This window comes from Caballeronia sp. SL1002 (assembly GCF_057814995.1).
Genome location: NZ_JBYMUW010000003.1, coordinates 698,446 through 722,661, shown reverse-complemented (window position 1 = coordinate 722,661; position 24,216 = coordinate 698,446). Strand labels below are relative to the sequence as shown.

Sequence of the window (24,216 nt, the reverse complement as noted above, 5' to 3'; positions counted from 1 at the left end):
CGATTCGCCGAGCACAAGCAAGCACGTTCCCTTTGCCACCCCGGACGAAATGGACGAACCCACTGAAACCCCCGTTCCGCTTCAATGCAAGCTGGAGCAAACGCAACGCGAACAGTGCAAAAGCACAGCGCGCGTCGCACGGGCCGCGCACCTGTGAGCCGTAACCGATTCACATCGCGATCGATATAAGTAGCGAGTTCGGCATGAGCCTGATTTACAACGAGACCTGCACGCCCAATTCGACGACGTCTTCGCTTCGAAGCCCGTAATATTCCGCGCTGGATGCCGAATGGAACGACATCTCGCCGAAAAGCCTCTCGCGCCAGCGCGCGATCTGGCCGTGCGAGCAGCCCGGCAATGCGTCGTCGCGGGGCAGGAAATAGGTCGTGTGCTTCGGGTCGAAACGCCAGTCGCCGAGTTGGCCGTCGAGCGATGCCAGCAGGTGCGGCAGATTCGGCCGCTCGACGAAACCATGACGCGAAATCACCTCGAAGCAACCCGCGCCGAGATCGCGGACTTCGATGCGCGCGGGCTCGTCCACGCGCGGCGCCGATTCCGAGCGATTCGCGAATACGACCACCGTTCGATGCAACACGCGGTTATGGCGCACATTGCTCGTTAGCGCGAGCGGCGTCGCGCCCGGCGTGCTGCCCGGATAGACGGCGGTGCCCGGCACGCGCGCGGGCGGCTCCGCGCTTTGCAGCGTGCCGTGCAGATAGTCGGCGAGCGGCTCGGCGCGCGACGCGTGCTGCTGCGCGAGTTCGAGCCCCCGGCGCCAGGTCGCCATCAACACGAACAACACGATCCCCATCGCGACCGGAAACCAGCCACCATGCGGAATCTTGTGGACGTTTGCCGCGACCAGCAGCACATCGATCACAAAGAGCGGTCCGCTCACCGCCACGACGGCGATCCACGGCCAGCGCCAGACGTTGCGCGACAGGCTCACCATCTGCACCGTCGTGATCAGCATGGTGAGACCGACCGCGATACCGTACGCCGAAGTCAGTCGCTCCGAGCTTCGATACGTCAGCACAAGCAGAATTACCGCGCCGAAGAGCAGCGCGTTTACGGCAGGCACATACACCTGCCCGCGCCGCGACGCCGACGTCTCCACCACCCGCAAGCGCGGCAGAAAGCCGAGTTCGATGGCCTGGCTAGTCATCGAAAACGCGCCCGATATCACGGCCTGAGACGCAATCACTGTCGCGAGCAGCGACAGCAGCACCGTCGGTACGAGCGCCCAAGAAGGCGCTGCGGCGAAGAACGGTTGTTGCGCCGAACCCCGTTGAAACAGGATGGTCGCGGCTTGTCCGAAGTATCCGATGATGATCGCCGGTAATACGAAGAAAAGCCAGACGCGCCGGATCGCTCGTGCGCCGAAGTGACCGATATCGGCATACAGCGCTTCCGCGCCCGTCAGTGCGAGGATCACGGCGCCAAGAACGGTGAACGCGAGGCCAGACTGCGCGCGCACGAGTTCCCATGCATAGAGTGGCGAAAGGGCTCGCAGGACTTCTGGATGCTGCACGATCCGATAGACTCCGACCGCCGCCAGATAAACGAACCAAAGCGCCATCACCGGACCGAAGGACTTGCCGACCACGGCGGTGCCGCGTCGCTGAAAGGCGAACAGCGCGATCAGAATCGCCGCCGCGAGGGGCACGACAAAAGGATCGAACGTCGCACTGACCTGGCGCAGCCCCTCGACCGCGGACAACACCGAGACCGCTGGCGTGATCATTGCGTCGCCGTAAAACATCGCCGCGCCGAAAAGGCCAGCCATGAAGAGCAGATGCGGCACGCGCCGCCCCTCGCGCTCGTAACCCGAGCGCACGAGCGCGGTCAGCGCGATGATCCCGCCTTCGCCTTCGTTATCCGCGCGCATCACATAACTGACGTACTTGCCCGTCACGACGATCACGACCGCCCATACGATCATCGACACAATGCCCATCACCGTGGGTGCATCGACTGTACCGGCGTCGCTCACGCTTTGCCTGAGCGCATAGATCGGACTCGTGCCGATATCGCCGAACACGACGCCGAGCGCGCCCAGCATGAGACCCGGGGAGCCCTTGCCAGTAGGTTTCTTGTCGTCGCGAGCGTCGTCCGGGTTCACTCTCATTCAGAGTATGCGTCCCTGTTTGCCAGTGGCGAACATTGAGCAAGCGCCATTCCGCGCCGGTGCGTCGTGCTTGAATCGGGCTCGTCGCGCACGGATCGCTCGTCACCTGCTCGACCGGCGCGTTCAACTATCGTTCGCAATCTGAAGATGCCCTTCGACCCGATGCGAGCACCAAGGCATTCTCCAGACCCGTACCGCCGGGACTAACTCAGGCGCCGACCTTCTGCTCGCTGGCGGCCTGCTCGCGCATGCGGCGGGCTTCCTCGCGCAGGAACTGCTGGTAATCGTCAAGATCGCCGTCGAAAGGCTCGACGCCGCCCTTGGTGACGAGCCAGAACTCGTCGCATACCGCGCGCAGCAGGGACCGGTCGTGACTGACCAGCATTACCGTGCCTTCGAATTCGTTGAGCGCCATGCCCAACGCCTCGCGTGTGGCGAGGTCGAGGTGGTTGGTAGGCTCGTCGAGCACCAGCAGGTTGGGACGCTGCCACACGATCATGCACAACACGAGCCGCGCCTTTTCGCCGCCGCTCATCGTGCCGACCGCCTGATGGACCATGTCGCCGCTGAAGTTGAAGGTGCCGAGAAAGGTGCGAAGCGATTGCTCGGTGCCGCTCTGGCCGGGCGCACGCATGTTCGGCGGCGTGTCTTTGGCGAGGCGGATCATGTGTTCCATCGGCGTGTCGAGAGGACGCAGCACGTCGAGTTCCTGCTGTGCGAAGTAGCCGATGTTCAGGCCCTTGCCTTCGCTGATTTCGCCGGCGATCGGCGCCAGTTCGTGCGCCACCGTCTTCACCAGCGTCGACTTGCCTTGCCCGTTCGCGCCGAGAATGCCGATGCGCTGCCCGGCCAGCACGGACCGGCTGATGCCCCGCACGATGACCGTCGGCGGCGTGCCGGGCGCTGCGTCGTCCGGCGCTGCGTAGCCGAAGCTCGCATCCAGCATCGACAACAGCGGGTTCGGGACGTTGAGCGGCTCCTTGAACTCGAAGGTGAACTCGGCGTCGGCGAGCACCGGCGCGATCTTCTCCATGCGTTCGAGCGCCTTGACCCGGCTCTGCGCCTGCTTCGCTTTCGAGGCCGTGGCCTTGAAACGGTCGATGAATTTCTGCAGGTGGGCGATCTTGTCCACCTGCTTGGCCATCGCGGCCTGCTGCAGCACGAGTTGCTCGGCGCGCATGTCTTCGAACTTGCTGTAGTTGCCGCCGTAACGCACGAGCTTGGCGTTATCGACGTGGACCGTCACCTGCGTCACCGCGTCGAGAAATTCGCGATCGTGGCTGATCATGACCAGGGTTCCTTGATAGCGCGTGAGCCACGCTTCGAGCCAGACCAGCGCGTCGAGGTCCAAGTGATTGGTCGGCTCGTCGAGCAGCAGCAAGTCGGACGGACACATGAGCGCGCGCGCCAATTGCAGACGCATACGCCAGCCGCCGGAGAAACTGTTGACCGGCTGGCTGAGCTGCGCGGCGCTGAAGCCCAAGCCCAGAATCAGCGCTTGCGCGCGTGCGGGGGCATCGTGCGCACCGGCGTCGTGCAGGGCCATGTAGGCGTGCGCCATCCGCATGCCGTCGTCGGTGGCCTCGGCGGCCGTGACTTCGGCCTGCGCGGCCAGCAATCCGGTGTCGCCCTCGATCACGAAGTCTGTCGCGCTCTGCTCGGTCTCCGGCATCTCTTGCGCAACCTGGCCCATTTTCCATGCAGCGGGAATGGAAAACTCGCCGCTGTCTTCGTGCAGCGTGCCGTTGAGAAGGCCGAAAAAGGACGACTTCCCGGCACCATTACGGCCGACAAGGCCAATTTTTTCGCCGGGAGTGAAAGTGACGGATGCCTGGTCGAGAACGACGTTCACGCCGCGGCGCAGCGTGACATTACGGATGGAAATCATAAGAAGCTACTTCGGAGAGGACACGCATGATAGCCGACCAGAAGCACAGACCGCCTCTTTTCCAGCCGCACGGGCAAAGCGCTGCGCGCACTTTGCAACGCTAACCCGCCGCAAAGCGAGGCGGGTATTGGCGCGCCGGGCGATCGCCATTCGTCACCGGTCCACGGAATCAAAGCGGCGACCGGCGCGTTATGCCTCGACCGCTCCTCACCGCATCGTCTGCACGCGCGGACTCTATCCCCGCCCGCCGACGATGCTTCAATTGCTGCCCGCGCCGTAACGGTTATCGCCATTTTTCGCTGGTTTTGCGTTCGTCGCGCCGTGCTGCGATTTCTCCTTTGCAACCCGCTGTTCTTCGGTCCGCGTCAACGTCGCCGGATCCGTGCCGCCCTGTCCCGCCGCGCCCGCGCCGCCACTCACGCCCGCCGATTTGCCGGTCTCGCTGCTTTTAGACGATGTCGTCGCGGGCGTCTGGGCCAGCGCGCAGACGCAGACGCCGGTCAAAAAAACTGCTGCGCCAAGGCGCATGCTTAACTCTCTCACGACAACTCCTCAATCGATATTTGCTCATTTCTGCGTCCGTGCCGGCGCGGATCGGTTCGCGATTCGCGTACACGAAGAGAGTTTTTCAACGACAGCCCGACGAGAAAGGCCGCGCTCACTTGAGCGCGGCCTTTTTTCATCAGCATGAACTTTTTACGGCGCCGACCTAGTTGCCGCCCTTGGTGGAGCCGGTTCCGTGCGACTGCGCGTTCGGCTTGGCGGGGGTGGACCCGGTGCCCGTGCCCATACCGCCGCCCGTGGCGGTCTTGCCGTTCGTGTCCATGCCCATGCCGCTATTGTCGTTAGCGGACTTCTTGGGCGTGCTCATACCGACACCCGATCCGCCGCTGCCGTTGCCGCCAGCTGCACCGGCGCCCGCCGATCCGCCGCCTCCGGCACCGCCGCCCGCACCTCCCGCACCGCCCGCCTGCGCAAATGCGCCGCCCGAAAGTCCTGCAACGAGGGTGGCGATCAGGAATTTCTTGGTCAAAGTCTTCATGGCTTTCTCCCATCTGGATGATTGCGGTCGCGATGGACCGACGCTTTCATCCTCGCAAACGTCGTGCCGCGCCTCTTACAACAGCCCGAACACGACCACGCCGTTCGTCGCGCCGACATAGACGTGCCCATGCGCGATCATCGGCGTGACGAACTTGTTACCCGCGCCGAACGTGTCGCGCGTCCCCGACTGATTGCTGTTGTAGATTTCCTGCGTCAAGTCGCTGGCATCGAACGCGTGCAAGGCGCCGGCCGTGCCGTTCTCGGCGGCCCAGACGATGCCATTCGACCCGCCGTTCGCCGAAATGCTCGGCGTCGTGCCGGGATAGGCGAAGGCGCTCGGGCTATGCGACGACGCGCTCGTCGCCAGTTTCGCCGCGTTGATCGGAAACGCCTTCAGCGTGTCGCCGACCGCGCCGAAAAACACTACGTTGTTGTAATACGCGGGCATGCTGAAGATGCCGCCTGCAAGCTGTCCGTCGATCTCCTGCCAGATACGGTTCGCGCTCGGCGAGAATCCGCCCATCGAATCGCGATCGACTATATAGATTTTCGAGTCCTTGCCCGCGCCGACCGCCAGATGACGAACGGCGTTGTTCGCGTCCGTCACGTCGGGCAACAGCAGCGCGCCGCCAGAACCCAGGTCGGCGTCCTTCGCGGATTGCGCGACTGTATCGAAGGTGGCGAAATAGTCCGCCACCGCCAACGCTGGCGATCCCGAAAGTTTCAGAAACGCGTTGCCGTAGTCGGCATTCGCGGGGCGGCCGTTCGCGTCGAGCGTGGCGTCGAAAGTGCCGTTTGCATCGAGCAGATAAAGGAACGTGCCGTCGGACGCCATCCCCGCGCCGCTCATCCAGACCGACCCTCGGATGCCGTTCGGCGTCACGTTCAGGACACTTTGCTGCGCGAGCGTGCCGGCGTTGTACGCCATCACCCAACCGCCGTAAGCGCCCAGATCGCAATGCGACGTCCAGCCTAGATACACGCTGCCGCCCACTAGCGTAAGCGCCTGGCGTTCCGCGTATTGAGCGGGATCGAAGACGGTCACGCCGTTCGTGCTGTTCGCACCCGTCCCCGGATATTGCGCGGCGATGTCCACGGGACCGCTCAATGCCTCGCTGCCCGTCGTGAGATCGACGGCATGCAGCCGCTGATGCACCGCGCCGTTCGCGTCCTTGCTCGTCGCGACCGCATACAGCACGCCGGCCGCGCCGCGCGTGCGGTCGATCACCGGCGTCGAGGTAACGCCGATTTCAGGCGCGATCTGTCCGCAATTGCGATCGACATACGTGGTTTCGCCCGCGCCCAGCAGCGAGCGATGCCACAGTTCCGCGTTGCTGTCTGCGTCGAACGCATAGGCTGTCGCGTGCTCGGAGACCACATAGACCACGTTATGTCCCACGCCGCCGATCATCACGCCGCTTGCGTAGAGCGGCTCGGCATCGACCTTGCCGTCGGTCGCAAGAAGCGCGACCTTCCCGAAGGTGGCCTTTCTCACGTTTGCCGGCGTCAGCACGGTTTCGGCCAGATACTGCCCCGTGCGCGCGAGATCGTTGTGATAGGTCAGCACGTCGCTTACCGGAGTCGGCGTGCCGGTCGTGGCGGGGACGTTGCTCGCGCCGGTTTGCGGAGCCGAAGTCGTGCTTGAATTCGGGCTCGATGCGGGGATCGAACTCGGGCTTGAGGTCGGGCCGACGCTGGCTGTGTGGGTATCGGAACTCCCTCCTCCGCAACTGACGAAGAAAAGGGCGAGGAATCCGATCGAGATTCTGCTGGCTTGCGCGAGAGCCTTGTTATTCACACGCTCCATGCGATTCATGGACGCCTCCTGCTGAATTGCCGGGAGGTCGTTCGACGTCGTTCGAATCCAGCGGCCCGACGAACACTCGGAAGCAATCCGCACGCCTGCGGGCTTCAGTTCGTCAATGCGCTTTTAACGCGTTTGCGTCGCTTGAGAGCTCATCCGGTCCCGTCACGCCGATGTGCCGGAAAAATAGCTCCACGATGCCGCGTGTCGGGACGCTCGCAGAAAGCGTCGCTATCTTGCGGGGCGCGAACCATCTGCATCGCGCGATTTCATTGCTGGGCAAGGCGACCTGATGGAGTCCCACCTCCGCGAAGAAAACCTGATGCTGCGTACTGAATCCGTTGAACTGGAAGAGGTAAGTCAGCTCATCGGCGACGAGCGTGGTTTCTTCCGCGAGCTCACGCAACGCGGCCTCGTGGGGCGCTTCGTTACGGCGGATTCGTCCGCCCGGCAACGCCCATCTCGACCTGGCTCTGGCGACCAGCAAAATGCGGTCGTCACGCACGCACAAAACAGTAGCCCGGTCTTTCATTTTTCCTTGTCCGCTAGCTCGTGCGAGGTCCATTCAGGCCGGGGCGCGCTCACTCGGGCGATTGGCAATTCGCGTAGTTTAGCGTTATCAAAATGGCGCGCTGGAGGCGGACGGATCGGTCGAGAAGGATCAACAGGCTTTTTGACCTTCGGACATAAAAAGGCCCGCTCGGCTGGCGGGCCATATTCGGACAATCGCTGCCGCCTCGATCGCTATTTTCATCGGTACCGAAACCGGCGCAAGGCGCGATACCGCTTGCTAATAAATGCTCACAGGCCGAATCCGAGTTGGGCTTTACCCAGCGGCGTCAGATCTTCGGCGTTCGCTCGCCCGATGAAGTCGACTTCGAAATGATCCGCCGGGAAATCCGGCGGACTCTGGCCTTCGAGGAAGCTGGGCAACTGGCGCTTGAGATATTCATCGTTCTTCGCACATGCGGGCGCGGAGGCGATATACATCACGTTGCTGTAGCCTGTGCCGCGATGCGCGTCCTCCACCGCGTGAATCACGTCGCTGTGCCAGAACACGGTGTCGCCCGCCTGCATGTGCGGAATCGACGACAGCGCGTCGAAAAGCGGCGCGTGAAATTCCGGCTTGATGGAAAGGGCGCGGCCGGGCATCGCGCCGCACAGATCGTCGTCGGCGACATCGTCCTGAAGCGCGCGCAGCAGGATATAAACCATTGAATTCGCGATGGGCACGAGTTGCAGCGTGCCGTCGCCGGGACCTTGCGGTGTCAGCGCGGTCCAGCCCTGAAACGTGCGGAACATCGAACACACGGCGGGCGACGCGATCTCCTCGACGTCGGGCCGGAACGCCGCGTCGAACGGATCGTATCGACGCCAGTTGCCGCTGAACACATGCCGGTACACCTTCCGGAAGTTCTCCTCGATCCAACGTTCGACCGAACCGCCATCGCAATGCGCGGACAGGCCCAATGACGCGGAACCCGGCGGCCGCCGCCGCATCCGGTCCGCATAAACGGGTACGCGGTCCGGGTCGAAGTGAACGCGGCCCTCGCTTTCGCTGCGCCACAAACGATTCAAAAACACGCGCGCCGCCGTCAGCGAGGGCGCCTGACGCGCGAGCACCTGCGGCTTCGACCAATACACGCCGTAGATCTGCGGCTTGCTCGACGCAAGCTGGCCGAAATACTGGTCCTCCGCGCGCGTTTTCAGTCGCGTGTCCAGGTCGTTGCGCTCGACGTAATTCGCGATGTCGCGATCCCATTGATCCACCAGCGAGCGGTCGAACACATTGCGGATCACGCACGCCCCGCGCGACTTGACGAGTTCGATCTGCTCGGCAGTAACGCGGCGCTCGGCGATGTCGGAGAACGCGATTTCAGGAATCACGTTATCGCCGCGATCACGCAGTTCGGCTATCTTGCTCGCCTCGGCGCGGATTGCCTCGTCCACTTCGGCGAAGACTTCCCGATAGTTCGGAAGCCGCTTGCGAAGCTCCTGTTTGGCTTGCCGGATGGCTGCCGGCAAATCGTCAACGTTGAGTGCCATGGTCGTCTCCTTGTGGGTTCTGCTATGTCCGCAGGATAGGACGGGCGCGCCCCTAAAAGTGATACGATCCAGACAGATTATTTGCAATTCCAGTCATGAAACCAGCATTCGAACGCGTCGAATTCGGCGACCACTGTTCAGTCCGGGTATACCACCGGCGTCTGCCGCGCATCCCGTTCGAATGGCATCGCCATCCCGAATACGAACTGACACTGACGCTGAACAGTTACGGCAAACGCTATATTGGCGATTCGATCGCCGATTACGTCGACCAAGACCTCGTCCTCGTGCCGCCGAATCTTCCGCATACGTGGGCGTCGAACCGCTCGCTCGACGCGGCATCGCCTCAGGTTGCCATCGTGATCTGGTTCGCGGGCGACTGGGCGCGGCGGTTATCGGATGTCTGCCCGGAATATGCGCCCTTGCGTCACCTGTTGCGCCGCGCCGCCTGCGGACTGGCATTCGGTCCCGAGGCGGCCGCTGCGATGCACGCCCGGCTCGACACGCTTCTCTCCAGCGCACCGCGAGAACGTCTTGCCGCCGCGCTGAACATCTTGTGCATGCTGGCGGAAGCGCCCGGCGAGCCGCTCGCCTCGCCTGCGGCGTTCAGCGACCGGAAAGAGGGACCGTCCGGCCACGAACCGGAGCGCATCAACCGCGTGCTCGCGACGATCGATCAACGCTTCGCCGAGCCGTTGCGGCTCTCCGAACTCTGCGAGGCGGCAAACGTCACCGAACGGTCGCTCGCGCGGTATTTCGAGCATCACATGGGCGAGACCGTCGGGCGATACATCACGCGGATCCGGATCGGACATGCTTGCCGGATGCTCGCGCATACGTCCGCGCCGGTCTCCGTCGTTGCGGCGCGTTCCGGATTTCCGAACGTATCGAACTTCAACCGCCAGTTCAAGGCGTTGAAGGCGTTGACGCCCGCGGCTTATCGCAGGCAACTTGCGGCCGGCGATATCGCTGAAACAGACGCCGGTCCGCCGATCACTCAACGGTCACCTTCCTTGCAACGTCGCGCGCGATGAAGTGCGCGGCGCGGCCGCGCACTTCGTCCTTCGGACCGGCTGAACAACCTTGCTTCGCCACAGAGGAAACCGCTCGCCTGTCACGCGAAGCGGCCGGCGCCGCCTATCGCTGCGGCAACGCGTAAGCAATGACATAGTCGCCGAGCTTCGTACCGAACGAGCCATGCCCGCCCGCCGCGATGACGACGTATTGACGGCCGTCGATGGAGTAGCTCATCGGCGTGGCCTGGCCGCCGGCCGGAAGACGTGCCTCCCAGACCTGCTTGCCGTCGTTCACGTCGAAGCCCCGGATGTAGTTGTCCGCCGTCGCGCCGATGAACGCGACGCCGCCCGCAGTGACGATCGGGCCGCCCAGCATCGGCATGCCCATCTTGAACGGCAGCGGAACCGGCGAGCTGTCGCGCACGGTGCCGATGCGCTTCTTCCATACGATCTCATTGGTCTTGAGATCGATCGCGGAGATGTAGCCCCAAGCCGGCTGTTTGCACGGCAAGCCGAGCGGCGAGAGGAACGGGTTGATCGTGACGCCGAACGGCACGCCGTATTGCGGTTGAATGCCGACTTCGGTGCCGCTGCCCTTCGCTCCGGCGACCGGCTCCATCGGATTGCCCGGGCCGCGCGGAATCAGACGCGAGACGAACGGCAGCGCGATCGGGTTCGCCACTGCAATCTGACGATCGGTATCGACGGCGATGCCGCCCCACTCGAACATACCCAGGTTGCCCGGGAACACGAGCGTGCCCTGCAGCGACGGCGGCGTGAACGTGCCTTCGTAACGCAACTTGTGGAACATCACGCGGCAGACGAGCTGGTCGAACATCGTTGCGCCCCACATGTCGGCGTCGGTGAGGTCCTTCGACGGACGATACGTGAGTTGCGAGAACGGCTGGGTCGGCATGACGTGATCGCCCGGGGCCGCGCCTTGCGGCACGGGCGTTTCGGGCGCCGGCACGACCGGCACGCCGGTGCGCCGGTCGAGCACGAAGAGGTTGCCCGTCTTGGCCGGCGCATAAACCACCGGCACGGTCTTGCCATCCTTGTCGGTAATGTCGGCGACGGTTGGCTGCGACGGCTGATCCATGTCCCACAGATCATGATGCACGCTCTGGTAGAACCAGGCGAGCTTGCCGGTCGAGGCGTGCAGCGCGAGCAAACCGCTCGCGTAGCGCTCCTGCTCCGGGGTGCGATGGCCGCCCCAGATATCCGGCGTCGTCACGCCCATCGGCAAATAGACCATGTCGAGCTTCGGGTCGTAGGCGGCGGGCGCCCACGAGTTAGGCGACGTCCACGAGTAATGCTCGCCCGGACCGGGAATGTGATTCGGATCCTTCGCGCCCGGGTCGAACGCCCAGAGCAACTCCCCCGTGCGCACATCGAAACCGCGGATGACGCCCGACGGCTCGCGGGTCGAGAAGTTATCCTCGACCGAACCCGCCACGACGATCACCTTGCTCGTCACGATCGACGGCGACGTGGGCTCGTACATGCCTGGCGTCGTGACCGGCTGGGCGTGCTGCAAGTCGAGATCGCCCTTGTTGCCGAAGCCTTCGCAACGCTGGCCCGTCAGCGCGTCGAGCGCGTAGAGATGGCCGTCGTTCACCGGCAGGTAGATGCGGCGCGTACAGGCGGCTGTGGCGACAGCGGCGGCGTCGCTTGCCGGCGGTGAGGCCAGCGACGCCGAAGCGGCTGTTGCGCTGGCCGACAAATCGACATACGACACGCCACGGCAAGTGACGTGCTGGAACGACGGATCGGCCTTCAGTTCGGGATCGAACTTCCATTTGAGCGCGCCCGTTTTCGCATCGAGCGCGAAGAGCTTCTGGTGCGGCGAGCACAGGTAAAGCAGATCGCCGATCTTGATGGGCGTGACCTCGTTCGTGATCTCGACCGGATCGTTGGGTCCTTTCATGTCACCCGTGCGGAAAGTCCAGGCAACCTGAAGATCTTTTGCATTGCTCGGCGTGATCTGCTGCAACGGCGAATAGCGCGTGCCTTCCTGAGTGCGGCCGTAGGCGGGCCAGTCGGCGGCGCCCGCATGTTCCGCACCGCTCGCCGCCGCCGAAGCGCTCAGTGTGCCGTTGACCTGCTGCGGATCGTTGAAGCTCGCGTACACGAGCACGCCCGCCCACGCCACGAGCGCGACCACCAGCGATACCACGCCCAGCCGGCGCTCGCCGACCAGCCGCCAGCTCACGAGCAGCAGCAGCCAGACGCCGAAAATGACAAGCACTCCGGAGCGCGGCGCGAGCGCCCAGAAGTCGGGACCCGACTCCCAGAGCGCCCAGATCGCCGTGCCCAGAAGCACCAGCGCGTAAAGCACGAGCGCCGCGGGACGGCGCCGCCATAGCAGCCAGGCCACGACGAGCATCGCGATGCCGGTGATGACGTAGTACGCCGATCCGCCCACCGAGAGCAGCCATGCGCCACCGATCAGCAGGTAGAGTGCGGTCAGCACCGTAAAGAGCAATGTGATGACGCCGATGACGCCCCGCGAATTCGACTGACTGGTCATAGTGATCCCCAAGCCTCTTGAGTGGATGTCGCCTGCCGCTGGTATCGACGCTGAGGTCACGCGCCGGCGCACGGTAAAAAGGATATCAGAACAGAGGCAAAATGCAGACGCATGCACCGGCTTACGATTGCCTGGCAATCGGTACATACGCGGGTACATACGCGGGAGCATACGGGGGATACGCGGAGCGAGCGTCGCGTTGGAGGGCGTAGATGAAATCGGAAAAAAGATGTGGACCGCTCGACAACAGCGGTCCACATCTTCAGAGCCCGGAAGGCAGGCGGCGAGCGACTCGCCTAGCGCGCGACGTACTGTAGCGTTCCCGCGCGCAAACCCTTTTCAACGAGAGCGCCGAAAAGCAGGCCGATCGTCGTCCACATGATCGCCTGCATGCCAAGCGCCGCGACACGGAATTTCCATAGCAACACTGCCGGGAAAGCGGCCGGGACTTCATTGATGGCGGGCAATGCAAATTGCACGGCTGCAATGATGACGATGAAAACCGCACCGCCGAAAATCGAAGCATTCCAGCTACCCATCTGCCGCTCGAGAGAGCGTCGCAGCTTCACGGAAAACACCGTGGCTGCAATCGAGATGGCGACCATCAGAAAGAACAGACCGGTGCGCATGCCGATCGTGTCGGGGTCGCCGACGGACGGTGGATTCGCCGGGTATTTAAGGTAAGGGACGAGCACCACGGAAACGAACGCCGCGAGCGCCAGAAGTCCCGACAGCGCACGCGGATTGAGCTTGCCGACGCGCCCATACGCATAGGCGAAGATCAGCGAAAAAATCCCGCCCACTGCTGCGCCATAAACTATCACGCCCGTGAAAAGGCCGAAGCCCGCCTGAGTGTGACGGCTGACGAGCTCGGGTTCCGGCGCTTCGCCTTTGGCGGCATCGACTTTTTCCTCGAACGAGATCGCCTGATCCACTTGCGGTTCGCCCGCGATTTTGGCGAAGCTGAACGTGAGCAATCCCGCGACGATGCCCGTGAGCATGCCGCGAACCAACAATTTTCCGATCATGTCGCGCTCCCGTCAGTGGCAAGGAAAGCCGAGCAGATGGCGGCCGTCGTGTAAGAACTCGTGTACGTACATGCCGGAAATCAGCGAGGTCGCCCCTTGTTCCGCGCCCACGAAATAGATCATCAGCAGCATGAGCAAGCCGCCAAAAATAACCCACGGCAAAAGATCGCGGACCGGGATTGCCACGGGTGCGGCGACCGGATCAAAAACAGCATCAGTCATGACATATTCTCCAGGGGTTGCGCGCCCCGAAAATCTGATTTGAGGAAGGGAATGAATACGACATGCGGGTCTGACTTCCTGCTCTTTCGCAGAGCGGGTTACAGTGGCGCGACCGCGCCGGGCTTCCACCGGCTTCCGCACATCGTTGCCCGCATATTACGCCTTTCAGTTCACGGACTCGTCCCGTTCGGTCGATGAAGGTCAGAATCCTTAGAGCCGCCTGTGCGGTACGGAAACCCTCGCGGTGCCTAAGCCTTCATAGACTCAGAAGTTCCATCTTGTACATTGCTGATTCCGCTTTGCGGGAATCAGCCGGAATGCGGCGAAGCGCCGATCGATAACTCACTCGACCTGCGAAATCCTTCTTGTTGACGACCGTTCCGGATAAAGGCACATTCGTCCAGATTGTGACCGTCGCTTGTACGTTCCGCGTCCCGTGCCCACTGTATCGGAACCCGCGCGACGCTGTAATCGGCCGTGCAAATAGCGACTGGTTTTGTCTGCCAGTCTTGTCGCGGTCCTTGTCGAGTATGCTTACCAATCATCAGGCGTCGATCAAAAGGAGGGCATGCAATGACACGCGTTCGCGCTCACTGTTTCACCATCTCGCTCGACGGATACGCAGCGGGTCCGAATCAGGATATGAAGAATCCGCTCGGTGTGGGCGGGACGGATTTGCATCCGTGGTTAGTCGCGACGCGCACGTTTCAGCGTACTTTATTTGGCGCCGACGGCGGCACGACGGGAATCGACGACGACTTCGCCGCGCAAGGCTTCGAGAACGTCGGCGCGTGGATTATCGGAAGAAACATGTTCGGCCCGGTTCGCGGCCCCTGGCCCGACATGAACTGGAAGGGCTGGTGGGGCGACAACCCGCCCTATCATGTTCCCGCGTTTATCCTGACCCATCACGGGCGGCCGTCCATCGAGATGGAAGGCGGGACGACATTCCATTTCGTCACGGGCGGTATTCATGAAGCGCTCGAGCGTGCGCGCGACGCGGCCAACGGCATGGAAGTGCGTATCGGCGGCGGCGCCGATACGATCCGGCAATATCTCCGCGCGGGCCTGATCGACGAACTGCATGTCGCTATCTCGCCAGTCCTCTTGGGCGCGGGCGAGCGGCTGTTCGAAGGGATCGACGCGCGCGCTCTCGGATACGAATGCGTTCAGTTCGTGGCGACGGAGAAAGCCACGCACGTCGTACTTCGTCGCCAGGGGCGCGGCGACGTTTGACAAGGCGTCCCGCGCCCCGCGCTGAGCGGGGCGCGGACGCGAGCGAGCGAGCGCAGTCCGATCGCAAAGCGGTGAGGTCCAACTCCAGCCCTGAGTATCCTACGCAAGGCCTTGCGTTCGCTACATTGCAGCAGGCGGATGGGGTGCGTCGTCGAAAGCGCCCCATACCGACTGGTCGAAATTGACCATCGATCCGGTCATCATCCCCGACTCGTCGCTCGCGAGAAAAGCGACCGCACGAGCGGCTTCCTCGGGACCGATGAGTCTCCCAGCCGGCTGCGCCGCCGCGGCCTGCTCGAGCCAGTTGGCCGATGCCCCGTGATATTCGCGTTGAATGCGGTCCTCGCCGTCCGACGCCATCCAGCCGAGATTGAGGCCGTTCACGCGAATCCGGTTGCGCAGCACCGCGTAAGCGGTGTTTTTCGTCAGCGTGGCAAGCGCGCCTTTCGACGCACAATACGCCGCAATAAACGGTTGCCCCGCCATGGCCGACATCGAGCCGATGTTAACGATCGCGCCCTGCGTGCGCTCGCGCAGCATCACGCGGATGGTCTCCTGCATCAGGAAGAAAGGCGCGCGCACATTGGTGGCGAATATGCGGTCGAACAACGAAGGATCGGTATCGAGAATGGTGCCCCGGTCGGTCATTGCCGCTGCGTTGACGAGTACATCGATGCGGCCGAACGCGTCATCGGCGTCCGCAATTACGGCGCGACAGTCCTCGACGCGCGATAAGTCCGCCTGCACGAATCGCACGTCGGCGCCGTGTGCTTCAGAAAGTCGGCGGGCCATGGCAGTCCCCTTTTCGAGCGACCGTCCGCATATCGCGATGCCGCGTGCGCCACGTTCCGCGAGCAGCCGGGCGACTGCCGCACCGAGGCCCTGCGTGCCGCCCGTTACCACGGCTACTTTGTTGTCGAACTGTCCTATCCTGCCTCCTGTTATTGGCTAGAACACAATCAGAGCAACTCAGTCACTTCCTCGATGGACGTTTCATCCACCGCGCGGTCCAGCACGACTTCGCCGCGTGCCATCGCGACGATGCGGTCGCAGGAGTGAAAGACGTGCTGAAGGTTGTGGCTGATGAATACGCCCGTGATGCCTTGCGCGGAAAGTCCGCGAACGAAGCCGATCACCTTGTCCGTTTCCTTCACCGACAAATGGTTGGTCGGTTCATCGAGGATCAGCAGCTTGGATTTGAAATGCATGGCGCGCGCGATCGCCACGCCTTGACGCTGCCCGCCCGATAGCTCACCGAGCAGCGCTTCGGCCGAGCGCAGATGCAAGTCGACATCCCCCAGCGCCTTGACGGCTTCCGTTCGCATGCGCGCGTGGTTCATCGGCCCGATTCCGAACATCGAGAACAGCAGCGGCTCGCGTCCGATAAAAAGATTTCGCGCGATGGACAGATTCGGTACGAGCGAGTTGTGCTGATGGATGGTTTCAATGCCGAGTTGCATCGCTGCCTTCGGCGTACCGATGCGCACCGGCTGCCCCTGAAAGAGAATCTCGCCTTGATCGGGCTTGTGAACGCCGGAGAGTATTTTGATCAGCGTCGATTTTCCGGCGCCGTTATCGCCGAGCAGACCCACCACTTCGCCGCGCCGAAACTCCAGATTGACGCCCTTCAACGCGTGAACGCCGGAGTACCATTTGTGCAGGTTGCGCACGGCCATCAGCGCACCGGAGGTCGCAAGCGCATCCGTCCCTTCGTGCGCATAGCCGAGCAGATCCGCGTGTTGCGTGGGAAGCGTGTTCATAGTTGCACCTTCAGATGTTGGGCCGTGCGACGCATCCAGGCATTGGCGACGACCGCGAAAATCGTCAGGCTGCCGACGGCGAACTTGAACCAGTTCGCATCGACTTGCGTGAGCACCAGTCCGTTGTCGATCACCCGGATCAGCAGTGCGCCCACCACCGCGCCGAGCACGTTGCCGATCCCGCCCGTCAACGCTGTCCCGCCTATCACCGCAGCGGCTACCGCTTGCAACTCCAGCCCTTCGCCGATCGACGGCAACGCCGCGCCGAGCCGCAAGACCTGGATCATCCCGGCGAACCCGGCAAGCACGGCGCACAGCACGAAGGAAAACAATTTCACGCGCCGCGCGGGAACGCCGCTCGACACCGACGCTTCGAGAAAGCCGCCCGTTGCTTTCATCCAGTTGCCGAGATTCGTGGACGACAGTAAAACCGCCGCCATCGCCCCGATGCCGATGAACCAGAGAAACGACGTGCGGAACAGCGCATCGGGACCGATGAAGCTCACGAACAACTGCGAGGGTATTTGCTCGATCGGCAAGTTGGGCGGAAACCCGCCGGATAACACGACGGTCAGCGAGCGCACGATGAACAACATGCCGAGCGTCGTAATGAAGCTCGGTATGTTGAACACCAGCGTGATCAGACCGTTCGCCAGTCCGATCAACGCAGCCACGACGAGCCCGATCGCGAACGCGGGCCAGAACGGCATGCCCGCATTCATCATCAGCGTGATCGACATGGGCGTGAGCGCGAATACGGACCCGACCGACAGATCGAACTCGCCGCAAATCATGAGCAACGTCACGCCGATCGCGACAAGCCCGACCTCCGGAAGAACACCGAGAATGCCGCGCACATTTTCCGCGCCGAGGAACACCATCTGCGAGCGGAACTGGAACAGGCAGATAAGGAGAACCAGCAGAACGATGCCCGCCAGTTCCGGCTTTTGCAAATAGACCTTGAGTAGCTTTTTCATCGCGTGCTCCCTAGCGCAAGCCTTGTTGCGACAGCGCGAGCACCGTTTCGGCCTGCGCCGGCATGACGAGCGAGTCGCCGGTGTTGATGTCGGCGGGCGCGAGGCCGAACGACTTCGCGAGGTACACCTGCATCACCGGCATGAAGCCCTGCGCGTACGGTTGCTGATCGACTTCAGCCTGGATGTAGCCGGCCTTCATCATCTGAAGCACCTGCGGCACGATGTCGAAGCCCGCGAGAAGCACCTTGCCCGGCGGCACGTTGCGATCCATGAGCGTCCGTGCAACGGCGGCATGGAAAAAGCCCATGTCGAAGTAGGCGGTGGTATCGGGATGAGCGGTCAGGTAAGCGCCTACGCGATCTCCCGTGACCGACAGATCCGTCCCCGAGTCGATCCGGTCGATCACGACCGTCCGGTCCGGATTGGCCCGCTTCCAGGCATCGAGACCTTCCATCACGCCTTTGGCGCGCTGCTCGGCCCAGTTCTGTCCCGGCGCGCTGACCCCGATCAAAATGCGGATCGGACCGGTCTTCGGAAACTGACTCGACAACTGGCGCGCAAGGCTGCGTCCCGCAGGCACGAAGTTCTGCCCGATAAACGCTTGACGTTTTGCCGAACCAGCGGCGCCGCCGCTTTGATCGACGTTATAGGCGATCACCATGATGTTCTTCGCGCGCGCGTCGTTGATGAGCGGCGTCAGCGCCTTGTCATCGACGATGGTCGTCAGGATTGCGTCGGGCTTGCGCGCGACCGCGGCCTGAAAGTTCGCGGTCTGCTGTTCGATCGAGCCATCCGTCTGGGTAAAGATCATCTGGCAATGCGACTGAGTCCGCGCGCAGGCATCGTCGAAGCCTTTCTTCACGGCTTGCCAGAAGGCATTGGTGGCGGCACCATGCGTGAGCATCACGATGTTCGCCGGTCCTGCACTGTAAGCGGCGTTCGCCGTCATCAGCGACCCTGCAAGGCACACGGCCATAGCGATGCGCCTGGGAAATTGCGGGCATGTCGAGTTCATTTCCTGTCTCCTGTTATGACCCGAACGATGGCAGCAACCGCGGTGCGGATGCGTTGTCGTCATGCGGGGTGCTGCGTTCCCGGTTCGTTGCCGGGAAGTGTTTGCTGCGAATACGCGTGACGTGTGTTGATATTTGCGTATCGTTGATGCGATGATCGCGCTGGGTTTACCTCTTCTTGACACTCGGACACTCATGCCGGAAAACACGCGACGCAAGACGACCATGGCCGACATCGCCCGGGCGGCGGATGTCAGCGAGGCGACCGTGGACCGCGTTTTGAACGGCCGGGGCAGCGTGTCCCGTGCGAAGGAAATGCGGGTGCTGGAGTGGGCGCGCAAGCTGAATATCGACCGCGCGCTCGGGACCGTATCGGTTCGGTGGCTGCGCATTGCCGTGCTGCTGCAACGGCCGGTCGCGCCGTATTACGTGCATCTGAAGCAGGGTTTCGAACTCGCGCAAAAGACCTTCGAGGCGCAACGCGCGATTTGCGCTGTCACCTACTTCGAAAGTCTCGATCCGGCGAGCGTCGTGGGAACTATCCAGCGCGCGACCCGCAATGCAGATGCGCTGATCATCGTGACTTACGAGCATCCAGACATCACGGCGGCGCTGCGACGCGTCAGCGCCGCGATGCCCGTCGTGACGCTTGCGAGCGATTTGCCCGGCACCGGACGCCTCGCTTACGTCGGCATCGACAATCGCTGCGCCGGCCGGGTCGCGGGCGAACTGATGGGCCGCTTTCTCGGCGACGCGGGAGGCAAGGTACTCGTGCTCACGGGCATGCATGATTTCCTCGGACATGAAGAACGCGAAAGCGGATTTCGTTCCGTATTGCGGCGACGCTTCCCCGCTTGCGACATTGTCGAGACCGTCGAAAGCCGCGAGCAATCCGCGGCCACCGAAACGCTGACGCGCGATGCGTTTCGGCGCTGTCCCGACCTGCGCGGGATCTACAACATCTCCGTCGGCGACGAAGGCATTGCCGCCGCGTTACGAGCGCTCGACCGTGTCCGATCGACAGTGCTGATCGGGCATGAACTCAACGAAAGCTCGCGGCGCTTGCTCATCGAAGGCACGCTCGACGCCGTGCTCGATCAAAATCCGCTCGGCGAAGCGATGCGTTCCGTTGAAATCGTGTTGCGGCATTACCATCGCGACGCCGGCGTTGCACTGAGCCCACAGATTCCCGTCACTGTGCTGCTGCGTGAAAATCTTCCGTTGAGCGATTGAGTTCGCGCTCCCACAGTCCGCGAATCCAGTCGCGCATCAGCAGCGATTCAGCCCAGCGGTCGGTCGTATCGTTGCCGTCGCGACCGATGATCGCGTAAGGCTTCGGCCCAAGCTCGCACGTGAATACAAGCGTGTCGTCCGGACCCGCGCGACGACGCCACGACGCGAATCCATAACGCCACCATTCGAGAAAGAGCTCGACCCAGACGCGATGCGGCTCGAACGAAATCTCGATCTGCACCTGTTCGCGACTGGCGATACGGCCATGAAACGCCCACGATTGATCGAGGATTCTATGCATGGCGGCGTGGTTCTCCTGCGACACCGGCATGGCGAATTCCCGGCCCACCAGATAGTGCGAGATATCGCCGAGCAATTTCAGGTCGGGGCGTGCATCGAGCAGATCGAGCGTGAAATGCAGGTCCGTCGTCATCCGGTCGCGATGCGTTTCGATGTACACCGGGAAATCGACCTGTTCCGACAAACGCGTCCAGCCGTCGATCAACTCAAGGCATTCGCTGATCGTCCGTGGCCGCACGTCGGGTTGCAGGTCGATGTGATGCACACCGAATTCCACCGCGTTTTCAAGGATCGGCTGCAGTTCACCGACCGTGCGCGGAAAGCACTGGCCTTCCGCCTGCAAGCCTCGCGACTTCAACAGGTTCGTCAACTCACGCACATCGCTTTTCGAGGCATACGAGGCGCTTACCCCGCTGAAGCCCGCGTCCGCGATCAGGCCGATATTCTCTTCGAGCGAACGCTCGACGCCGTCGGTATGACGCCGCTCCATCGCCCAGAGCGACTGATAAATGTCGAGACGCTGGGTCATGTCGCCTCCGCCGCGAGCATGGACTTGAGCTTGACGCTGCGGTCCGCGAGCAAGGCAGGCTCGATCATCGCGCGACGGGCGATAAGCGCCTGCGCGACGCGCACATCGCGTGCAATCTCGCCCATTGCGCCCACCCCGCTCGCGCCGACCAGAACGCCATCGCGATCGAGCGCAAAGAAAATTCGCGACGCCGCGCTCGTCTCCCGCACGACGGACGTCACGCCGAATGCGGGCATGCCGGCAATCTGAATGGTCATGTCGTACTGATCGGACCAGAACCACGGCACTTCGGAATACGTTTCGCCGCGTTCGAGCATGTTGCGCGCGACGATCCGCGCGTGATCCTCGGCGTTTTTCCAGCATTCGAGCCGCATCCGGCGGCGGAAAAGGCGGTGCGGGAAGGAGCACACGTCGCCTGCCGCGAAGATATGCGGATCGTTGGTGCGCAGCGTGTCGTCCACCGCGATTCCGTCGGCCACGTCGATGCCCGCGGCTTCCGCCAGTTCCGTCCTCGGCTTCACGCCGATTCCCGCAACGACACAATCGCACGCGACCGTGGAGCCATCGGAAAGCTTGACGCCTGTGACGCGCGTCGTCCCCACGATGCGATCGACTTGCACGGCGAAGCGAACTTCCACGCCCATTTGCCGATGCCGCTCGATCAGAAAGCCCGCGACGATCTCCGGCACCGCGCGCATCAGCGCCCGCGCCGCCGTCTCGATCACGACGACTTCGCAGCCGCGCGCTCGCGCCGTCGCCGCGATTTCCAGGCCGATAAAACCCGCACCGATGATGACGATCCGGCGGCCCGCCGCCAATTCGCCCGCGATGCGCTCCGAATCCGCTGCGGTGCGCAACGTGTGGACGCCTTCGAACGTCGCGCCCGGCACGTTCAAGCGTCGCGCCGATGCACCCGTCGCAATCAACAGGCGTTGATACGCAACTTTGTGACCGCTTTCGAGCACGATCTCCCGAGCCCCGCGATCGATCCGCTCGACGCCCGCATCCACGCGCAGATCGATGCGTTGATCCCGATAAAACGCCTCGTCGTAAAGTGCGCATTGCTGCGTGCTTTTCTCGCCGAGCAGCACGGCCTTCGAAAGCGGCGGCCGATCATACGGTGCAACGCCTTCGTTGCCGATGAGCGTAATCGCACCTTCCCAACCGTTGTCGCGCAGCGCGTGCGCCGTGCGCGCACCGCATTGCCCCGCGCCGACGATGACCATTCCCGGGCGAGACATCACGCGTCTCCCTGCTCGGGCAGCGCGAGAAGCACGCGGTCGCCTTCCACTTTGACCGGATACGTTTTCAGATGCACGCACACCGGCGGACTCTTCGGCTTCCCGGTTGCGATCTCGAATCGGCCCTGATGCAGCGGACATTCGATCTCGCCGCCGATCACGAACCCGTCCGCCAGATGGGCCCGTTCATGCGTACACCAGCCATCGGAGGCGAAGTAGCCGCTTTCGATACGGTAGATCGCGAAGGTCGCCCCGGCATGATCGAAACGCAGCACGTCTTCTTCGTCGATATCGTCGACGCCGCATGCGCTCACCCACTTAACGTTTTCCGTTTGCACGCTCACGTCACTCTCCGCTTGAAATTGTCGTGGGACCCGACGTGCCGAACGCCGCTTGCCGCCGATCCAAAGGCACGGTCCGCTCGATCAGGTGCGCCGGGTCGGATCGCTGCTTCCATAGCGCGGGCAGCATTTCGCGATAGGCCGCATAGAGACTCGGATACGCGGGAGGAAGCTGGTCGCGAATCGCCTCATGCAGACGCGGCAACGCGTGGAACGGCACCATCGGCAGCAGGTGATGTTCGAGGTGATAGTTCATGTTCAGGTACAGGAACCGGAACGCCGGATTCATCATGATGGTCCGGGTATTGAGACGATGGTCCTTCACGTTGACGGCGAGTCCCGCATGTTGCGTGAGCCCGAGCAACTGATGCAGCCAGCCGCCGTAAAAACGCGGTGTCCAGACGAACATCAGCGGCAGAACGCTGCGCATCAGGATCGCGGCGACGATGGTCGCCGTCACCACGATCAAGTAGATGCGGCACGACCAGATCATCTTGGGTTTTTCGGAGGCGGGCAGGAACGTGTCGGTGGCGGCATCCACGCGACCGAAGGCATGCCGCACGACCTTGCCGATTTCGAGCGTGCATCCCATCAGCCCGAAGAAGTCGATGACGATGGGCCAGACCTTCGTCGGCCGCGCGACCTGAATCTCGGGATCGCGTTCCTGAAAATACGTATGCGTGTGATGGCGCGCGTGACTCCAGCGCCACCAGTAACCCTCGCGAATCGTCATGAACGACGAAAGGTGATAGAAGGCATCGTTCATCCAGCGCGTCTTGAACGGCGTGCCGTGCGCAAGTTCATGCCAGCGCGCGTCGCTCGACGAATAGATCGTTCCGTACACAAGAAACGCCGGAATCGCCCACCACGTCCCCCACGAAAACGCCGCGACCATGCCGGAGACGACCAGCAGCGCGAGCCACGGACCGAAGTTTTTCCAGCCTTCGGCGTCGCTGCGCTTCATCAATTCCTTGAGCACCGCGCGCGGGATGACGGGTTGATACCACTGCTCGGTCATGCGCTCGTCGAAGGGCCGTTCGGCGGACTGCGCGCTCGCGTGGGACGATGTCGCGCCGCCTTCGACGCGGGAAGTCGATGACATGGATGTCTCCTGCTGATGGCTTGTTTAAGTTCTACCTGTGGCTCAAAGATAGAGGACCGCGCAGGCAGACTCATCCCTGAAAATGATGGATTCCCATCAGTCAGGTCGGAGACGCCCGCCATCATTGGCTCGCAAATAGAAATTGAATTCCGGGCAGCGGAGAAATGCAGATTTTGTTCCAGACGGCGCGAATCAGAGCGCGCTCACATCACGCGGACAAGGTGCCAGCGGTGTAGTGGAAACCCGTAGAAAAGTAGAGTTGAAGGCAATCCAGCATCGGTCCTAACGGCGGCCAATGCTCTCGGCTTGCCGGGTTTTGCTACTCATTCGACGGATCGACGATCCGTCCGAGGTTCGCGCGCACGCGTGCCAGGAGCGCGATGAACTGCTCGCTTTCCTCCGCACTGAGTCCGGCGAGCGCCTCCGCAGCGACCTCATCGCCGACCAGTCGCGCCTTGTCCAGCGCCTTGTGCGCCTTCGCGGTCATGCGCACCTGCCGCGCGCGCCGGTCGTCTTCGTTCTGAAGCCGCTCGATCCACCCGCCGTCTTCCATTCGATCGAGCAGCCGCCCGGCCGAGATCGGCGCGACTTCCAGCAAGTCGGCGAGCCGCGCCTGATTCACCTCGCCGTAGTGCGACAGGTAAGCGAGCGCACGGCACTGCGCGCGCGTGAGATCCAGCGACGACTTCGCGAGATCGTCGAACCGTTTGCCGCATAAGCGGCCGACGTCGGACACGAGGAAGCCGAAGCGTTTATCGAGTGGTGTTTGCATCGCGTG

At 62.8% G+C, this 24,216-nt stretch carries 22 protein-coding genes; 3 read left to right on the top strand and 19 right to left on the bottom strand.

Going from position 1 to position 24,216, the window contains the following annotated elements:
* Window positions 1–214: 214 nt before the first annotated feature.
* The 7 genes from AC3D25_RS20685 to AC3D25_RS20655 all read right to left on the bottom strand — a co-directional run bounded on the left by AC3D25_RS20685 (window position 215) and on the right by AC3D25_RS20655 (window position 8,910).
* A complete protein-coding gene (locus AC3D25_RS20685; RefSeq protein WP_488890302.1) occupies window positions 215–2,128 on the bottom strand; it encodes a potassium transporter Kup in 1,914 nt (637 codons plus the stop codon).
* Window positions 2,129–2,336: 208 nt separating this feature from the next.
* A complete protein-coding gene (locus AC3D25_RS20680; RefSeq protein ID WP_488890301.1) occupies window positions 2,337–4,016 on the bottom strand; it encodes an ABC-F family ATP-binding cassette domain-containing protein in 1,680 nt (559 codons plus the stop codon).
* A gap of 258 nt (window positions 4,017–4,274) precedes the next feature.
* Window positions 4,275–4,559 carry a hypothetical protein gene (locus AC3D25_RS20675; RefSeq protein ID WP_488890300.1) on the bottom strand — a complete coding sequence of 95 codons (285 nt, stop codon included), beginning with the start codon at window positions 4,557–4,559 and terminating at the stop codon, window positions 4,275–4,277.
* A 166-nt stretch (window positions 4,560–4,725) separates the two neighbouring features.
* Window positions 4,726–5,058, bottom strand: coding sequence for a hypothetical protein (locus tag AC3D25_RS20670; RefSeq protein ID WP_488890299.1), 333 nt, complete (start codon window positions 5,056–5,058; stop codon window positions 4,726–4,728).
* Between the two features lie 75 nt (window positions 5,059–5,133).
* Entirely contained in the window at window positions 5,134–6,867 is a 1,734-nt protein-coding gene (locus AC3D25_RS20665; RefSeq protein ID WP_488890494.1) for a pyrrolo-quinoline quinone, read from the bottom strand.
* 112 nt (window positions 6,868–6,979) lie between these two features.
* Window positions 6,980–7,396, bottom strand: a complete 417-nt coding sequence (locus tag AC3D25_RS20660; RefSeq protein WP_488890298.1) for an NUDIX hydrolase — start codon at window positions 7,394–7,396, stop codon at window positions 6,980–6,982.
* A gap of 269 nt (window positions 7,397–7,665) precedes the next feature.
* Window positions 7,666–8,910: a DUF1479 domain-containing protein gene (locus tag AC3D25_RS20655; RefSeq protein ID WP_488890297.1), complete on the bottom strand. Its 1,245-nt coding sequence runs from the start codon at window positions 8,908–8,910 to the stop codon at window positions 7,666–7,668.
* 95 nt (window positions 8,911–9,005) lie between these two features.
* On the opposite strand from AC3D25_RS20655, the gene AC3D25_RS20650 reads away from it, so the two are divergent.
* Entirely contained in the window at window positions 9,006–9,944 is a 939-nt protein-coding gene (locus tag AC3D25_RS20650; RefSeq protein WP_488890296.1) for a helix-turn-helix domain-containing protein, read from the top strand.
* A 103-nt stretch (window positions 9,945–10,047) separates the two neighbouring features.
* On the opposite strand, the gene AC3D25_RS20645 is transcribed toward AC3D25_RS20650, so the two are convergent.
* The 3 genes from AC3D25_RS20645 to AC3D25_RS20635 form a co-directional block, all read right to left on the bottom strand.
* A complete protein-coding gene (locus tag AC3D25_RS20645; protein ID WP_488890295.1) occupies window positions 10,048–12,456 on the bottom strand; it encodes a glucose/quinate/shikimate family membrane-bound PQQ-dependent dehydrogenase in 2,409 nt (802 codons plus the stop codon).
* Window positions 12,457–12,752: 296 nt separating this feature from the next.
* Window positions 12,753–13,484, bottom strand: coding sequence for a CbtA family protein (locus AC3D25_RS20640; protein ID WP_488890294.1), 732 nt, complete (start codon window positions 13,482–13,484; stop codon window positions 12,753–12,755).
* 12 nt (window positions 13,485–13,496) lie between these two features.
* Window positions 13,497–13,706 (bottom strand): CbtB domain-containing protein, encoded by a 210-nt coding sequence (locus AC3D25_RS20635; RefSeq protein WP_488890293.1) that lies wholly within the window; start codon window positions 13,704–13,706, stop codon window positions 13,497–13,499.
* A 573-nt stretch (window positions 13,707–14,279) separates the two neighbouring features.
* Here AC3D25_RS20635 and AC3D25_RS20630 point away from each other — a divergent pair.
* On the top strand, window positions 14,280–14,942 hold the full coding sequence (locus AC3D25_RS20630) for a dihydrofolate reductase family protein (protein ID WP_488890292.1): 663 nt from the start codon (window positions 14,280–14,282) through the stop codon (window positions 14,940–14,942).
* Between the two features lie 120 nt (window positions 14,943–15,062).
* On the opposite strand, the gene AC3D25_RS20625 is transcribed toward AC3D25_RS20630, so the two are convergent.
* The 4 genes from AC3D25_RS20625 to AC3D25_RS20610 are packed head-to-tail and all read right to left on the bottom strand — an operon-like array spanning window position 15,063 to window position 18,694.
* Window positions 15,063–15,872, bottom strand: a complete 810-nt coding sequence (locus AC3D25_RS20625) for an SDR family oxidoreductase (RefSeq protein ID WP_488890493.1) — start codon at window positions 15,870–15,872, stop codon at window positions 15,063–15,065.
* 29 nt (window positions 15,873–15,901) lie between these two features.
* Window positions 15,902–16,702, bottom strand: a complete 801-nt coding sequence (locus tag AC3D25_RS20620; protein WP_488890291.1) for an ATP-binding cassette domain-containing protein — start codon at window positions 16,700–16,702, stop codon at window positions 15,902–15,904.
* The gene (locus AC3D25_RS20615; protein ID WP_488890290.1) at window positions 16,699–17,679 is read right to left on the bottom strand and encodes an ABC transporter permease; all 981 of its coding nucleotides are present in this window, start codon (window positions 17,677–17,679) and stop codon (window positions 16,699–16,701) included. Before AC3D25_RS20615 ends, AC3D25_RS20620 begins: the two co-directional genes overlap by 4 nt.
* 10 nt (window positions 17,680–17,689) lie before the next feature.
* Window positions 17,690–18,694, bottom strand: a complete 1,005-nt coding sequence (locus tag AC3D25_RS20610) for a sugar ABC transporter substrate-binding protein (protein ID WP_488890289.1) — start codon at window positions 18,692–18,694, stop codon at window positions 17,690–17,692.
* Window positions 18,695–18,917: 223 nt separating this feature from the next.
* Between AC3D25_RS20610 and AC3D25_RS20605 the strand changes: the two genes are divergently transcribed.
* Window positions 18,918–19,925: a LacI family DNA-binding transcriptional regulator gene (locus AC3D25_RS20605; protein ID WP_488890288.1), complete on the top strand. Its 1,008-nt coding sequence runs from the start codon at window positions 18,918–18,920 to the stop codon at window positions 19,923–19,925.
* Here AC3D25_RS20605 and AC3D25_RS20600 read toward each other — a convergent pair.
* The 5 genes from AC3D25_RS20600 to AC3D25_RS20580 all read right to left on the bottom strand — a co-directional run bounded on the left by AC3D25_RS20600 (window position 19,885) and on the right by AC3D25_RS20580 (window position 24,210).
* Window positions 19,885–20,754 carry a sugar phosphate isomerase/epimerase family protein gene (locus AC3D25_RS20600; protein ID WP_488890287.1) on the bottom strand — a complete coding sequence of 290 codons (870 nt, stop codon included), beginning with the start codon at window positions 20,752–20,754 and terminating at the stop codon, window positions 19,885–19,887. The genes AC3D25_RS20605 and AC3D25_RS20600 overlap by 41 nt on opposite strands.
* Complete coding sequence (locus tag AC3D25_RS20595) at window positions 20,751–21,995, bottom strand: NAD(P)/FAD-dependent oxidoreductase (protein ID WP_488890286.1); 1,245 nt, start codon at window positions 21,993–21,995, stop codon at window positions 20,751–20,753. Before AC3D25_RS20595 ends, AC3D25_RS20600 begins: the two co-directional genes overlap by 4 nt.
* On the bottom strand, window positions 21,995–22,339 hold the full coding sequence (locus AC3D25_RS20590; RefSeq protein ID WP_488890285.1) for a non-heme iron oxygenase ferredoxin subunit: 345 nt from the start codon (window positions 22,337–22,339) through the stop codon (window positions 21,995–21,997). The genes AC3D25_RS20595 and AC3D25_RS20590 overlap by 1 nt, the downstream gene beginning before the upstream one ends.
* A 1-nt stretch (window position 22,340) precedes the next feature.
* Window positions 22,341–23,438: a fatty acid desaturase family protein gene (locus AC3D25_RS20585; RefSeq protein WP_488890284.1), complete on the bottom strand. Its 1,098-nt coding sequence runs from the start codon at window positions 23,436–23,438 to the stop codon at window positions 22,341–22,343.
* 319 nt (window positions 23,439–23,757) lie between these two features.
* On the bottom strand, window positions 23,758–24,210 hold the full coding sequence (locus AC3D25_RS20580) for a MarR family winged helix-turn-helix transcriptional regulator (protein WP_488890283.1): 453 nt from the start codon (window positions 24,208–24,210) through the stop codon (window positions 23,758–23,760).
* Window positions 24,211–24,216: the final 6 nt, after the last annotated feature.